Origin of the sequence: Chitinophaga oryziterrae (assembly GCF_009758125.1) — a bacterium.
GTDB lineage: Bacteria > Bacteroidota > Bacteroidia > Chitinophagales > Chitinophagaceae > Chitinophaga > Chitinophaga oryziterrae.
Genome location: NZ_WRXO01000012.1, coordinates 41,030 through 56,499 on the forward strand (window position 1 = coordinate 41,030; position 15,470 = coordinate 56,499).

The 15,470-nt window shown below is 43.9% G+C and carries 14 protein-coding genes; 6 read left to right on the top strand and 8 right to left on the bottom strand.

All coding sequences use genetic code 11. The annotated features are described in order from the left end of the window. Positions 1 to 9: 9 nt before the first annotated feature. From GO495_RS28780 to GO495_RS28800, 5 genes are all read right to left on the bottom strand, one after another. Complete coding sequence (locus GO495_RS28780) at positions 10 to 723, bottom strand: 3-keto-disaccharide hydrolase (RefSeq protein WP_157303408.1); 714 nt, start codon at positions 721 to 723, stop codon at positions 10 to 12. An 81-nt stretch (positions 724 to 804) separates the two neighbouring features. After that, complete coding sequence (locus GO495_RS28785; protein ID WP_157303409.1) at positions 805 to 1,212, bottom strand: c-type cytochrome; 408 nt, start codon at positions 1,210 to 1,212, stop codon at positions 805 to 807. A 91-nt stretch (positions 1,213 to 1,303) separates the two neighbouring features. Continuing rightward, entirely contained in the window at positions 1,304 to 2,356 is a 1,053-nt protein-coding gene (locus GO495_RS28790) for a sugar phosphate isomerase/epimerase family protein (RefSeq protein WP_157303410.1), read from the bottom strand. Further along, positions 2,356 to 3,522: a Gfo/Idh/MocA family protein gene (locus GO495_RS28795; protein WP_157303411.1), complete on the bottom strand. Its 1,167-nt coding sequence runs from the start codon at positions 3,520 to 3,522 to the stop codon at positions 2,356 to 2,358. Before GO495_RS28795 ends, GO495_RS28790 begins: the two co-directional genes overlap by 1 nt. A 21-nt stretch (positions 3,523 to 3,543) precedes the next feature. Continuing rightward, positions 3,544 to 4,779 carry an MFS transporter gene (locus GO495_RS28800; RefSeq protein ID WP_157303412.1) on the bottom strand — a complete coding sequence of 412 codons (1,236 nt, stop codon included), beginning with the start codon at positions 4,777 to 4,779 and terminating at the stop codon, positions 3,544 to 3,546. Positions 4,780 to 5,185: 406 nt separating this feature from the next. On the opposite strand from GO495_RS28800, the gene GO495_RS28805 reads away from it, so the two are divergent. Together GO495_RS28805 and GO495_RS28810 are read left to right on the top strand one after the other, a co-directional pair. After that, positions 5,186 to 5,935, top strand: a complete 750-nt coding sequence (locus tag GO495_RS28805) for a glycosyltransferase family 2 protein (protein WP_157303413.1) — start codon at positions 5,186 to 5,188, stop codon at positions 5,933 to 5,935. 9 nt (positions 5,936 to 5,944) lie between these two features. Then, positions 5,945 to 7,591, top strand: coding sequence for a DUF8201 family protein (locus GO495_RS28810; RefSeq protein WP_157303414.1), 1,647 nt, complete (start codon positions 5,945 to 5,947; stop codon positions 7,589 to 7,591). A gap of 34 nt (positions 7,592 to 7,625) precedes the next feature. Here GO495_RS28810 and GO495_RS28815 read toward each other — a convergent pair whose 3' ends face one another. From GO495_RS28815 to GO495_RS28820, 3 genes are all read right to left on the bottom strand, one after another. Continuing rightward, a complete protein-coding gene (locus GO495_RS28815) occupies positions 7,626 to 8,291 on the bottom strand; it encodes a hypothetical protein (RefSeq protein WP_157303415.1) in 666 nt (221 codons plus the stop codon). Positions 8,292 to 8,303: 12 nt separating this feature from the next. Further along, complete coding sequence (locus GO495_RS32015) at positions 8,304 to 8,480, bottom strand: hypothetical protein (protein ID WP_170302741.1); 177 nt, start codon at positions 8,478 to 8,480, stop codon at positions 8,304 to 8,306. A 302-nt stretch (positions 8,481 to 8,782) separates the two neighbouring features. Then, positions 8,783 to 9,055, bottom strand: coding sequence for an AAA family ATPase (locus GO495_RS28820; protein WP_157303416.1), 273 nt, complete (start codon positions 9,053 to 9,055; stop codon positions 8,783 to 8,785). A gap of 623 nt (positions 9,056 to 9,678) precedes the next feature. On the opposite strand from GO495_RS28820, the gene secA reads away from it, so the two are divergent. The 4 genes from secA to GO495_RS28840 all read left to right on the top strand — a co-directional run bounded on the left by secA (position 9,679) and on the right by GO495_RS28840 (position 15,468). Beyond that, complete coding sequence (gene secA / locus GO495_RS28825) at positions 9,679 to 13,011, top strand: preprotein translocase subunit SecA (protein WP_157303417.1); 3,333 nt, start codon at positions 9,679 to 9,681, stop codon at positions 13,009 to 13,011. 170 nt (positions 13,012 to 13,181) lie between these two features. Next, positions 13,182 to 13,835, top strand: a complete 654-nt coding sequence (gene deoC / locus GO495_RS28830) for a deoxyribose-phosphate aldolase (RefSeq protein WP_157303418.1) — start codon at positions 13,182 to 13,184, stop codon at positions 13,833 to 13,835. A 10-nt stretch (positions 13,836 to 13,845) separates the two neighbouring features. Beyond that, positions 13,846 to 14,292 (top strand): SPOR domain-containing protein, encoded by a 447-nt coding sequence (locus tag GO495_RS28835; protein WP_157303419.1) that lies wholly within the window; start codon positions 13,846 to 13,848, stop codon positions 14,290 to 14,292. Beyond that, entirely contained in the window at positions 14,293 to 15,468 is a 1,176-nt protein-coding gene (locus GO495_RS28840) for a M20 metallopeptidase family protein (protein WP_157303420.1), read from the top strand. The last annotated feature ends 2 nt before the right edge of the window (positions 15,469 to 15,470 follow it).

Genomic DNA, 15,470 nt, shown 5'->3' on the forward strand with positions numbered 1-15,470 from the left:
GATATTTTATTATAGTACGCGGATCTTGATATCACGGTACCAAACCTGGTCACCATGATCCTGTAAAGCGATATGCCCTTTTGCATATTCTCCAAAACCTTTCCAGTTTTTGAATTTGCTGTTCGCCAGGAGTTCTTTCCATTCGTCACTACCCATTGTTGTTTCGATGGTTTTAGTACCATTGAGCCAGAAGGTAAGATGACCATCTTTCTTTAAGATCCTTGCTTTGTTCCACTCTCCCACTGGTTTAGCAGCATTGCTTACAGATTTCTTCATATCATACAGATCACCGGAATTGTGTTTAGTTATTTTACCATCCGGATGTTTAGCATCGTCCAGTACCTGCATTTCAGGGCCAGTTAAATAGGTAGCGCCAAATTTAGGGTCTTCATGAACGCTAAAGATGATACCACTGTTACCTCCTTCTGATATTTTCCATTCCAACTGCAGATCGTAGTTTTCATATTCATCATTGGTAACGAGGTCACCGCCTTCTGCACCGTTTTTCTTTGCGGCTTCGTCTGTAGTGAGTGCACCATCAACTACCTGCCAGGAAGCAGTCGCTTCTTTTTTCAGGTAAGTATGCCAGCCTGCTTTATCTGTACCATCGAATAATAATTTCCATCCTGCTTTTTTCTCCTGGGCAGTAAGGGTATTTACTTTCTGTGCAGACGTGGATAATGTGATCAGGCTGAGCGCCAGAACGGGAACGATATTCTTCATAATGAGTTTTTTAAGTTGGACCTGAGTAAAAAAAAGGTTGATCAAAAACTATTGAATTGATCAACCTTCGTGGATAATGATTTATTTCAAAGACAGAATGTATTTCACCATTTCTTTTGCATCGTCTTTTGGTAAGTCCGGATGAGGAAGCATCGCTACTTCACCCCAATGACCGCTACCACCAGCAATGACCTTGTCTACCAGCATATCGATGTTAGCATCGGTAGCTTCGTATTTCGCTGCTACTTCTTTGTAAGCAGGTCCTACCAGCTTCACATCTACCTTATGGCAGGTTTTACAGTCTTTCTGTTCTATCAGTGCTGCACCTTTAGAAGCGGCTGCCTCAGCGGCACCTGCTTTTACCATAGAGTTGTCTACCGGCGCTTCACTGCTGGCAGCTTCTTCTTTTTTCTCCGTGTTTTTACCTCCGCCACAGGCCGCCAGGAAAACGGCGCTTAGTACAAAAGGCGCCAAAAAACGCATTCTCATTTTCAATTCATTTATATGTTCCAAAATTCAGATTTGACCCGTAAAATAATTATTATGACGAATAATGATGGATGAATATGATATCCGGTAATTAGAGTCCCAGGATTTTCTTATTCATAGCATCATCTGCTGCTCCTCCGGCAAAGTCATCGAATGCCTTCTCGGTTACGCGGATAATATGATCTTTGATGAACGGTGCACCTTCCCTGGCACCATCTTCCGGATGTTTGATACAACATTCCCATTCCAACACGGCCCAACCGGCAAAATCGTACTGGGTAAGTTTACTGAATACGGACTTGAAATCTACCTGTCCGTCGCCGAGAGAGCGGAACCTTCCCGGGCGGTCTATCCATCCCTGGTAACCTCCGTATACGCCGGAACGGCCGGTAGGATTGAATTCTGCATCCTTTACATGGAACATCTTTATTTTCTCATGGTAGATATCGATGTATTCCAGGTAGTTGAGACATTGGAGTACGAAGTGGCTCGGATCGTAGAGCAGGCAGGCACGATTGTGATTGCCGGTAGCTTCGAGGAAGCGTTCGTAAGAGATACCATCGTGCAGGTCTTCACCCGGGTGAATTTCGTAGCAGAGATCTACTCCGTTTGCGTCGAATTCATTTAAGATAGGCAACCAGCGTGCGGCCAGTTCCTTGAATCCAGCTTCCACCAGGCCCTGTGGGCGTTGTGGCCAGGGATATACGGTATGCCACATTAAGGCGCCGCTGAAAGTAGCATGTGCGTTCAATCCCAGGTTTTTACTGGCTTTAGCCGCGTACTTTAGCTGGTTCACCGCCCATTCTGTTCTTGCTTTTGGATTACCTCTCACTTCCGGCGCTGCGAATACATCGAACAATTCACTGTAGGCAGGGTTTACCGCTACCAGTTGTCCCTGCAGGTGTGTGGACAGTTCGGTGATTTCGAGCCCCGCAGCGTTCACGATGCCTTTGATCTCGTCCGCATAAGTTTTGCTTTCCGCCGCCTTTTTAAGATCGAGTATGTTTGGATCTGAGGTAGGGATCTGTACGCCTTTGAAGCCCAGGCTTGCCGCCCATTTACAGATACCTTCCAGTGTATTGAAAGGAGCTTTATCTCCGAGGAATTGTGCCAGGAATATTCCGGGACCTTTAATAGTTCTCATTAGATTTCAAATTTTGTCCATTTCTGCTCACTCTGTCCGGATCTCACCACGTTATCAATAAATGCCATTCCGCGTACGCCTTCTGCTACACTAGGGAAATCCAGTGCTTCTGCGGAAGGAGTTCTACCGCTGATCTTCGCCTGCAAAGTGAGGGCAAAGTTGCGATAGAGGTTACCAAATGCTTCCAGGTAGCCTTCCGGGTGTCCACCGGGAGTCCTTGTGTTCTGGATAGCATAGGAACTCTGGTATCCGCCATAGTTATTACCTGCGCGATATACCTGGGTGGGTTTATCCAGCCATTTTACCAGCAGGGTGTTGGGTTCCATCTGCGACCATTCCAGGCCACCGTTTTCACCGTATACCCTTATTTTCAACGCGTTCTCTTCACCGGCAGCAACCTGGGAGGCCATTAATACCCCGGTGGCTCCATTATCAAAACGCAGCAGTACAGCCCCATCATCATCCAGACCACGGCCTGGTACTACGATGTTGAGATCGGCACATAACTGGTCAATTTTTGTACCACTGATATATTCGGCGAGATTAGCGGCGTGTGTACCGATATCTCCCATACAGCCACTCTTGCCGGAGCGTTTGGGATCTGTTCTCCAGGCCGCGCCTGCATTGCCTTCCTTTTCAGTAGGTTTGCTTAACCAGCCTTGTGGATATTCCACGTACACTTTGCGGATTTTCCCGAATACGCCGTCTTTTACCATCTGACGGGCCTGTTTCACGAGTGGATATCCGGTATAAGTATGTGTTAAGAGCAAGGTAAGACCTGTTTCTTCTACTTTCGCTTTCAGCAGTTTAGCTTCCTCGAGGGTGAAGGTGATAGGTTTTTCCACAACTACATTAAAGCCTTTATCGAGCGCCATCATTGCGGGTTCGAAGTGGGCGAAGTTGGGGGTTACAATGGTAATAAAGTCCAGTTTTTCAGCTGCGGGTAAAGCTGCTTCTTTCTCCAGCATGGTCTTATAGTCTGTATAAGTGCGGCTTGGATCGAGGAAGAGTATCTTTCCTGATTCTATGGCCACTTCCGGGTTTACGCTGAGAGCGCCGGCTTTGAGTTCTACAAGTCCGTCCATGTTGGCTGCAATACGATGGATTGCACCGATGAAGGCATCTTTTCCGCCTCCGATCATTCCCATTCTTAACTTACGGTTCATATGCTTTTTTTCTTATTGAGTTTAAACGTTATGGGCTAATACTACTTTAGGCTTATTCCGGAATCTAATATATAAAAAAGTAAAGGCAACGATCAATATAATAGGCAAAATAGCTACAGTCATCAGGGTATCCCTACCTGCCTGTAATTCTGCCAACGCCTGATCCGCGCCCTGTACAAGTGCTTTTTGCTTATTGGCATCAAACCAGTTTCCCATAAAAGGTAATATAACGGCAACAGACAACATACCTGCACCGCCCATGATATTCAGTCCTAATGCACCGGTCTGCGGCATATATTCTGAGACAAAGCCCAGCATCGTTGGCCAGAAATAGCATACCCCTACAGCAAATACACCGGCAGCAGCAAATGTTTCATAACCGGAAGCCCTGCTCAACCAGAACAGACCCAGTGCCGCAAAGATGGAAGAAAATAACAGCATTCCTACGGGATTCAGGCGATGCACGACTGGTCCTGCAAATAAGCGGCCTATTGCCATGATACCATTAATGAACGCAAAAATAAGGATAGCAGGCACGCCTACCTGTCCCAGTAATGCGCTGATCCATTGCCCTGTGCCCAGTTCTGTGGAAGCGGTCAGGACCATACAAATGACCATGAAGAGGAAGAAGGGACCTATACAGGCCTTCAGCATCCCGCTATAGCTGATACCTGAAGCAGCGCGTTCTGTCTGGGGGAAGCGTAATGAGAAGAATAATCCGCCATATAATAAAGTAGGCACCAGCAGCACGCACATCAGCGCGGTCCAGCTCATGTGCAGTTGTTCTATCATAAAATAGGCAATGAGCGCACCCAGAACATTACCACCAGGGAACCACATGTGAAAGCGGTTCAGCATTTTAGTTTTCTGTGTGCTGAAAATTGTAGCTACCAGTGGATTACAGGTGGCTTCAACACTACCATTGGCAATACCTATGAGCAAGGTACCGGCGAAGAGCGACCAGAAATTCCAGGCCATGATGGTCATGATAACACCTGCAATATGACCGAAGAAGGCGATGTAAATGATCTTTTTCATCCCCAGCAGGTCAATGAGCGGACCACCTACAATCTGGGCCAATGTGAAGCCCCAGAAGGCTGTACCGGCGATAAAGCCCAGTTGTTCCCCATTCAGGTTAAAATCATTTCCCCATATTTTCACGATCTCTGCCCTGATGGCAAAAGTCATGGCGGTAACGATTAAAGCAAGGCAACTTGTAAAAAAGAGTTTCCCAGGTTGAATAGTATTGTTTTTCATAACGGTTGCGGAATTTTTAAGGGTTTTGTTCGATTAAATGTAAAAAAACTCCGCGGATATTTTTTGCGTGATTTTAATAGCTGATTATAGTAGTCAATGTTTTTTGATACATTTTGTACAATTATTCAGATAATAAATACAATAACTTTATTAGGAAATTAGAAGAATAAGGGAATAGAGTATAAGGAGTTAGATAAAAAAGAAAGAGCCGGATAAGACTATCTGGCTCTTGTTTACTATCCTATGAAAACCCTAATACTGTAAAGGTAGAGTGTTGTAACAACTATAGTTGTTAAGCAGTCGTTAATATTTAAAACTTTTTTTATTTGGCTTATTTATGATTAATTTTTTTTCTACATAACTTTTTTGCTTCTTTGCACACGTTTCTTATAAGAAAATTGTCATTATGTCAGAACATCTTCTATCCGTAATTATTCCGGCATTTAACGAATCGAGATACATTTATAATATCCTGGAACGGGTGACGGCAGTGCAGTTGATAGAAAATGTGCAGAAGGAACTGGTGGTGGTAGATGATCATTCGACGGACAATACCGGAGAAGAAGTGGCACGTTTTACGGCCAGTTATCCTCATGTGAAACTGCAATATGTACGTCATGAAGTGAACCAGGGGAAGGGAGCAGCACTGCGGACAGGCATCCAAAAAGCCAGCGGAGAATACCTGATTATCCAGGATGCCGACCTCGAATATGACCCTGAGGAGTTTAACCGCTTGTTAAAACCGATGATAAAGGGAGTAGCGGACGTTGTATTTGGTAGTCGTTTTATGGGGGACGGTCCTCACAGGATCCTGTTCTTCTGGCATACTATCGGGAATAAATTCCTGACTGCCCTCTCGAATGCTTTAACCAACCTGAACCTGACAGACATGGAAACCTGCTATAAGCTGTTCCGTAGTCATATTATTAAACAGGTGGATTTAAAAGAGAACCGGTTTGGATTCGAACCGGAAGTGACAGCTAAAATAAGCCGTATCCCTAAAATAAGGATTTATGAAGTAGGGATTGCCTATTACGGGCGTACTTATGAAGAAGGCAAGAAAATCAATTATAAAGATGGTTTCCGGGCCATATATTGTATTCTGAAGTATAACCTTTTTGCAAGGCAGAAAACGCCTATCACGATAGAAAAATAAACATATACCATGCTGTTCCTGTTCGTTAAGTTCCTGTATATTATTATACTGTCTTTTTTGTATGGGCATACTATTCAGCGATTGCTGGGACAGCCTTCTTCACTTTCAGGACAAACATCTTTCCCACTTACGGCCCTTACCGGACTATTCGGGATATCTGTAATCGCAGCTTACCTCTCTTTATTTATACCGCTGGCGGGGTTAGCTCATGGTATTATCCTTGGTATCGGGATCATCTGTTTTCTTTTTACCAGGAAAAGCGTTGCTGAACAACTGCGACAAGCTTCCGGTGCTTCTATCGGAATGAAGTTATTCTTTATAATAGCCATATTATATGCAGTAACCTTATCTGCACAACAATCTATTACCTATGATGAGGGGCTGTATTATGCCCAGTTCATCAAATGGATGCAATTTTACAAAGTCGTACCCGGACTGGCGAATCTGCATGTACGCTTTGGATTTAACTCTCACTGGCATGTGCTGGCAGCTGTCTTTAACTTCTCCTGGTTAACAGGTAATACCAGCAATCATATCAACGGAGTGCTGTATTTGCTGGTGGTACTTTATCTACTCCCGGGAAAAGAGGATGTTTCTTTTATCCGTTTTTTAAAACTGGGATTACTCGTTTTGATCAATATGCCGCAGGTGTGCGTATACAATGTAATTGCACCAGCAGCGGATTTACCTGTCTTTTACCTTGGCTGTTTGCTGGTAGTAGTATGGCTGGAAAACAATCCTACAGGAAATGTATTTCTGCTACTCGCTCCGTTGTTCCTTGTAACAGTAAAAGTATCCGCAGTACCCGTACTACTCATTACACTCTTACTGTTCGTACAACTACTACGTAATAAATCATATGCCAAAAGCGCCGTATTGGTAGCTGTCAGCCTGTTGATCTTTGCGCCCTGGCTGATACGCAATATCATACTAACCGGCTACCCATTATTCCCAATGGAACTCCCGGACCTCTTCCATACTGGCTGGAGCGTACCTCTTTCTGTTATACACGCAACCCGTCAGGACATCACTTCATTTGCATTTTACCGCACAGCGGATATCGCACGATTGTTAAATGATTCTTTATTCCAGCGTTTCAGTACCTGGTTTATGCATAGTGTACGGGTATACGACAAATTGCTTTTACTATTTGCATTAGTCTCTCCGGTTATTGTATTCCTCAAACGTAAACAGCTTCCAACGAACTTCCTCCCCATCTATATCTTCCTGGTCCTTGGCTGTTGCTTCTGGTTGATACAAGCGCCTGATCCGCGTTTTGCCTACGGATATCTGGCGCCTTTATTTGTGATTACAATCGCATTGTGTCTTCCTTTTTTACAACAGGCCCGTTATCTCTTACTCTTCTGTTTGTTGGACGTAGTGATGTTCCAGGCAGCAACATTAATATTACACTCCCGACTGCACAAAACATTCGTAGCACAGAAAATAATTCAGGACGTTCCTGATCATACAGTCATCCTGCCTGCGCCATACAGCACCCAACCAGTAGAAACAGACGAAGCGCCTTTCCATATGTACATACCTCTGAACACGGAATTATGCTGGGATAATCCCCTGCCCTGCGCAGATCACATGCCCAAAGGCGTGACAATGAGAGGCGGAAGTTTAGGAGATGGATTTGTACATGAGAAGTAATTATATCAAACCTGATTCAGCCAGAAAAATCTATTTAGGCCGTTTGCTGATAGTTATCCCGATGCCATTCCAAATAATCCTTTTCCTGACGAGGGATGAAAAATCCCTTGATACAATTAAGATTGCGGATACAAATTTGGATATGATTTTTTTCGAGTATCCCTGCACCAAGAAATACAGGCCCACCTTCAGTAAACACTCCTCTTACAGAATCAAAGAGCTTTATATCAGTAGATCCTCTTTTCTGTATATCATTTTGGATATCGGAATATATTTCAGAATGCATATATTCAATAACTGAGCAGTCTAATTCTCTCAATACTTTATCTTTATAGACATCCTTTGGAGCATCTACATTTTTAGGAAGGGTTTTGTTAGATTTACTATAATCAGCTTCCATCAAATTATAATATGGTGGCAACATTTTGATATACTTGGAATCAAGCATATCAAAACATAATCCTAAATTAATTGTAGCTCCAACAACAGCTGGATCATTAATTTTTCCACGGTTTCTTTTGGCTTCTGCCCAGTCTAGCGCTCTTTCATAATTATTTTCCCAGAAGTACATACCATGTCCTAACCAATCAAATGGTTCCTGGCTAATCTTAATTGCATCTGGATTGTTAACTAATGCATCTCTTGTGGCCTTATCACAGCCGTGGAAACCTATAATTAGGTTAGGTCGAACATCATACATGGAAAACTCATATTACTTCCTAGCTGACTCAACAGCTTTAGCAAGATTTTGGTAAGGTGCAGTAAATTCACCATGCTTGTCGAGAAGACCAGCTCTTTGCAAAGATAGTAAAGCCTGTTCCTTTGTCCTATCCTGCATTAACTTGGATTGGGCCAACTCTATCAGACGTTGTATATCCTTATCGCTCATGGTGACTTATTATTTGCTAACAAAAATAAGTATTTTTTGTTAGCAAAATCACTATTAAAGTAATAAATTCCCAAATTATCTAATTGATAATCAAGATATTATATTTACAACACCACTCCATCCATTATATAATCATTAAAAGAATACAGCATAAGTGTTCCATTGAAAGGCCACACGAAATCTACTTATGCCGTAGAGAATCAGGGCCACTAAAATCCAATCTAAACCAGCTCTGGCTCTAACATTCTATCATCACTCCTTCATCGCTCCTATATCACTCCTATATCATTCTACCGGCATTCCTATATCTCATAAATAAAAAGCAATGTTTTATCCCTTTTGGATTGTGACTGGTTTTTAATAAAAAACAATGTCTGCACCAGTTCCTCTATAGTGCTAAATTCTTCAAAAGGGCGTCTATCATTAGGAAGTTCCAGATTGAGGTAGATATACTGTGCAAACTGTGTTACTACAGTTGTTTTCCCAACCTGTCTTGCACCTCTGATAACCAGCGGTTTACGAGGCGATTTATTAGACCATTTTTCTAGTTCTGTGAGTATAGCCCTTTTAAACATGTAACAGAATTAGGGCAAATTATTCGATAATCTGTAACAGAATTAGGGCAATTTATCTCATTATTTGTAACAGAATTAGGGCAAATTAAATCCCATGACAATTTATCCTATAATACTAAATCCTTTCATTTAAGCCCAAAACACCACTATAATCTAATCTAAACAAGCTCTGGCTCTAACATTCTATCATCACTCCTTCATCGCTCCTATATCACTCCTATATCATTCTACCGGCATTCCTATATCCAAACGATATAGGAATGCTGAAAGAATGCTGAAGGAATGGACTTTCCATGATGAAGGGATATAGGATTTCACGAGAACTCAAGCCCTGTCGATGGTTTGTCAGGAAGCAATTCAGAGGCTTTTATAAGCATGGAATATATTAAGCGAGATAAATTGATGATTATCAATATCATGGAAAGATATCTCAGAGAATATCAGAACTGATATCATATTGCATTCACTATGTGCAAATAATTCCTAATTTTACAGGCCCCGCGAGAACCGGAGATAATCTGACACCTTGTCACCGGAGCTTTCTAAGCATAATTTTTGGATAAGTGTGGGCTACCGTACAACTGAGAACAACTATTTTAACAATCATTCGTAATAAATTAGACATGTTAGGTTTTTTAACAAAACTTTTTGGCGGGCATAAATCGGAGAAGGATATTAAAACGATCCTGCCCGTTGTAAAGCAGATCAATGACGCGTTTGAAAAACTGCAATCCCTGCCTGTAGACCAACTGCGTAACAAAACACAAGAGTTCCGTCAACGTATAAGTGCTCATCTGGCCAAGATAGACAGTACTATTGCAGAAAGGCAGCTCGCTGCTGAAAATGCAGAGGATGTCACTGAAAAAGATGTCGTTTACCAGGAAATTGATAAACTGAAGAAAGACCGCGACAAACAACTGGAAGAAGTACTGGAAGAACTGTTACCTGAGGCTTTTGCCGTGGTAAAAGAGACCGCCCGCCGCTTCACCCAGAACACTACTATCACAGCTACCGCTACAGAACTGGACCGTCAACTGGCAGTTAAAAAGGATTATGTCACTATTCAGGGTGACAATGTGACGTGGAAAAATACCTGGCCGGCAGCTGGCAGTCCTGTTACCTGGAACATGATCCATTACGATGTACAGTTAATAGGCGGTATCGTACTCCACCAGGGTAAGATTTCCGAAATGGCTACAGGTGAAGGTAAAACACTGGTATCTACTCTCCCCGCTTACCTCAATGCACTGGCAGGACAAGGCGTTCACATCGTTACCGTGAATGATTACCTGGCCCGTCGTGACTCTGAGTGGAACGGCCCCATTTTCGAATTCCTCGACGTAACAGTTGATTGTATAGATAAACATCAGCCTAACACACCGGAACGCCGCAATGCTTACCTCGCCGGTATCACTTATGGAACCAATAACGAATTTGGTTTCGATTACCTGCGCGATAACATGGTACATACACCGGATGAAATGGTACAGCGCAAACATCACTACGCGATGGTGGATGAGGTGGATAGTGTACTGATCGATGATGCACGTACGCCGTTAATCATCTCCGGTCCTATCCCCCGCGGAGAAGAACAGGAGTACCATGCGTTGAAACCACGTGTACAACGCCTGATGGAGGCCCAGAAAAAAGCAACTCAACAATATTTGCTGGAAGCAAAGAAACTGATAGCAGAAGGTAAAGATGATCCGAAAACCGGTGGTCTTGCCCTGATGCGTGCATGGCGCGGTTTACCTAAAAACAGTGCGCTGATCAAGTATCTGAGCGAACCAGGTATCAAAGTATTACTGCAGAGAGCTGAAAACTACTACCTGGCAGATCAGCAACGTGAAATGCCTAAAGTAGATGAAGAGCTCTACTTCAGCATCGATGAAAAGAATAACAGTGTAGATCTTACCGAAAAAGGGCTTCACCTGATTACCCAGTCCGGCGAAGATCCAAACTTCTTTATCATGCCGGATGTTGGTTCCGAGATCGCTGAGATCGAGAAACTAAGCCTCACTGCAGATGAGAAACTGCACCGCAAAGATACCCTGCTGCAGGACTTTGCCCTGAAATCCGACCGTATCCACTCCGTACAGCAGTTGCTAAAAGCATATACCCTGTTCGATATTGACGTGGAATATGTGGTAATGGACGGTAAAGTGAAAATAGTAGATGAACAAACCGGTCGTATCCTGGATGGCCGCCGTTATTCCGACGGTTTACACCAGGCGATAGAAGCAAAGGAAAACGTGAAAGTAGAGGCTGCGACCCAGACCTTCGCTACCGTTACCCTCCAGAACTACTTCCGTATGTACCATAAACTGGCCGGTATGACCGGTACAGCTACTACCGAAGCTGGTGAGTTCTGGGAAATATACAAGCTGGACGTGGTAACCATCCCTACCAACCTGCCTATTACCCGTAAGGACTCTGAAGACCTGGTATACAAGACAAAACGAGATAAATATAAAGCCGTTATCGAAGAAGTGAAACAGTTACAGGCAGCCGGAAGGCCAGTCCTGGTAGGTACTACCTCTGTGGAAGTATCCGAACTGTTAAGCAAGATGCTCACCTTCGAGAAGGTCCCTCACAATGTACTGAACGCAAAACAACATGCCCGTGAAGCACAGATCGTTGCTGAAGCAGGTTTGGCTGGTGCTATCACCATCGCTACCAACATGGCGGGTCGTGGTACGGATATCAAGCTGGGCCCTGGCGTGAAAGATGCAGGTGGTTTAGCGATCATCGGTACGGAACGTCATGAAAGCCGTCGTGTAGACAGACAGTTACGTGGTCGTGCCGGTCGTCAGGGAGATCCGGGAACTTCACAGTTCTTTGTATCTCTGGAAGATGATCTGATGCGTATGTTCGGTTCCGACCGTATAGCTGGTCTGATGGACCGTATGGGTTATAAGGAAGGAGAAGTGATTCAGCACAGCATGATCACCCGTTCCATTGAAAGAGCGCAGAAGAAAGTAGAAGAGAACAACTTCGGTATACGTAAGCGTCTGCTGGAGTATGATGACGTGATGAACAAGCAGCGTACGGTTATCTATGCTAAACGTAACCACGCCTTGTTTGGCGAACGTCTTGCCATAGATATCGACAATGCTTTCTATGATGTGGCTTTAAGTATTATTACCGGTCACAGGGAAACAGGAGATATTGAAGCGTTTCAATTAGATGTGATCATGAACTTTGCAATAGATACTGATATTACCCGCGATGAGCTGGTGAAGGCAGATATCAACAACCTGGCATCCCGCCTCTATCATCAGGCGAAAGATAACTACGATCGTAAAGCAAAGGAACTGGCGGAAAATACGCTGCCTGTTATCCAGCAGATACATAAAGACCAGGGGCATCAGATAGAGAATATCTCTATCCCGTTCACAGATGGCAAGAAAGGAATGAATGTGCTTGCTAACCTGCAGAAAGTAGTAGATAGCAAAGGTTTTGAGACCGTTAGTGCCCTTGAACGCAGTATCACCCTTACACTGATAGATGAGTCCTGGAAAGAGCATCTGCGTGCGATGGATGACCTGAAACAATCTGTACAGGGGGCAGTATACGAACAGAAAGATCCTTTATTGATCTATAAATTCGAAGCATTCAACCTCTTCAAACAAATGGATGGTGATACCAGCCGTGAAATCGTTTCTTTCCTTAGCAAATGCGCTATCCCTGTCCAGGATGATAGCCGTCAGCAGCAACAGGTTCCGGTACAGATCCGCGAAGCCCGTGAGGAAAAGACTGATATGAGCCGGATGCGTGCATCTCATCAGGAGTTTGAAGGTGCGATACCAGCTACAGATGTACAGGAGTATGCTACCAACGCCGAACCTGTAAAACAGGACCCGATAAGAAATACTGGTCCTAAGGTTGGCCGTAACGATCCTTGTCCTTGTGGAAGTGGTAAGAAATACAAACAATGTCACGGTAAGGATTTCTAATTCCTTGCGGGTGTATATACCGAAAAGGGAACAATACAGTCAAATGTATTGTTCCCTTTTTTTCTGAGAGTCCATTCTAAAATAACTGTAAACCAGTTGCTCCGGTTTTAGCTCCGCTAGCCCCATCTTTATCACTTTTTGCATTACTTTCGTACCTGAAATCGTCACTAATGCTGCTTAACAGATATATAGACCATACAGTACTGAAACCGACTACTACCCTCGATAACATCCGTCAACTGTGCATGGAAGCCGTGGAATATGATTTTGCAGCAGTTTGCATTCCTCCCCCTTTTGTGAAACTGGCCAAAACATTTGTAGGTAATACCAATACAAAAGTGGCCACCGTTACAGGATTCCCTTTCGGATATTCTGCCATAGAAGCTAAAGTAGCCGAAACCGTACTCGCTATTATTGATGAAGCAGATGAACTGGACATGGTCGCTAACCTGTTAGCTATACGTAATGGCGACTGGGAATACCTGGAAAAAGAGATCGCTACCATCATGCCTATCATCAGGAATAAAGGGAAAGTGATCAAAGTGATTATCGAAAGTGGCATATTATTGGAAGAGGAGATTATAAGATGCTGCCAGTTATATGCTAAATACCAGGTAGACTTTGTAAAAACGTCCACCGGATATGCAGAGAAAGGCGCCAGCGTTGCAGCCGTAAAACTGATGCGGGCAAACTTACCGGCAAATATTCAGATAAAAGCATCAGGGGGGATTCGTACCTTTGAGTTTGCCAAAGAACTGATAGATGCCGGGGCGACAAGATTAGGATGCAGTGGAAGTGTGGAAATCATGAAGGCATCTGTTTAACCTTATGACAATGAAACAGTTAATATTACTATTCTCAGGATTACTGATCGGCGGTATCGCCGTTGCCCAGGACAATGCCCTTGCTGCCAACACAGGTGGCGGCGTTAAAGTAGTGAAGGACGGCCGCCTGGACCTGCTCATCAAAAAACAGATCTACATTAACACGCTGGCCATCCGTAACCAGCCAGGATTCAGGGTACAACTCATTTCTACCAATAAAAGGAATGAAGCCAATGATATCAAAGCTAAAGTGATGCAGCTTTACCCGGATTACCGGACTTACCTGGAATATCAGCCTCCTTATTTTAAAGTACGTATCGGCGACTTCAAATCCCGTGATGAGGCCACTGATTTTCGTGAGAAATTATCTTCCAACTTTCCGGGTGCTATTTTCGTAGTACCGGCAATTATTAATCTGTCTCCGGAGAAAGAAGCAGGAACCGAAGAAAGCAACTAAATGAAGACAAGAATTAAGGAACTGGCGAAGCAATATGCACCGGAATTTATAGCCATCAGGCACCATCTTCATTCTCATCCGGAACTCTCTTTCCAGGAATTTGAAACTTCATTGTTCATCCAGCAGAAACTGGATGAATTTGGCGTTCGTTATACTTCCGGGATTGCAGGTACAGGGATCGTAGCTACTATCGAGGGGAAGAACCCCTCTTCCAAAACGATCGCGCTACGGGCAGATATGGATGCATTGCCTATTACAGAGATCAATGACGTTCCCTATAAGTCACAGAATACCGGTGTTATGCATGCCTGCGGACACGATGTACACACTACCTGTGTACTCGGCGCTACCCGCATTCTGCAGGAACTGAGCGGTGAATTTGAAGGTACTGTTAAAGTGCTGTTTCAGCCAGGGGAAGAGAAACACCCCGGCGGAGCAAGCCTGATGATAAAAGACGGTGTACTGGAAAATCCACGTCCCGATGCCATACTGGGTATGCATGTGCAGCCTACTATGGAAGCAGGGAAACTGGGCTTCCGGGCAGGTCAGTATATGGCCAGCGCAGATGAAATATATATTACGATCAAAGGAAAAGGTGGGCATGCCGCGCTGCCTCACCTGACAGTAGATACCATATTAGTGGCTTCTCACCTGGTAGTGAGCCTTCAACAGGTCATCAGCAGGAATAATAACCCCTTCTCTCCTTCTGTACTAAGTATCTGTGCTTTTAACGGCGGGAATTCTACAAACGTAATACCCAGTGAAGTGAAACTAATGGGGACCTTCAGGGCAATGGACGAAACATGGCGCTTTAAAGCACATGATATCATTAAAAAACAGGCTACTGAACTGGCGCATGCCATGGGTGCTCAAATAGATATTGAGATACTGGTAGGTTATCCCTGCCTGTATAATAATGAAGCAGTAACAGCACAAGCCCGTGGACTGGCAGAAGAATATCTTGGGATAGATAAAGTAGAAGATACAGAAGTAAGGATGGGAGCAGAAGATTTTGCTTTTTATTCCCAGATAGTACCTGCCTGTTTTTTCAGATTAGGAACGGGGAACATAGCAAGAGGCATTACTTCCGGCGTACATACGCCAACGTTTGATGTAGATGAAAGTGCGATTGAAGTAGGGATAGGCACGATGGCTTATCTCGCTACACAATTTTAAAT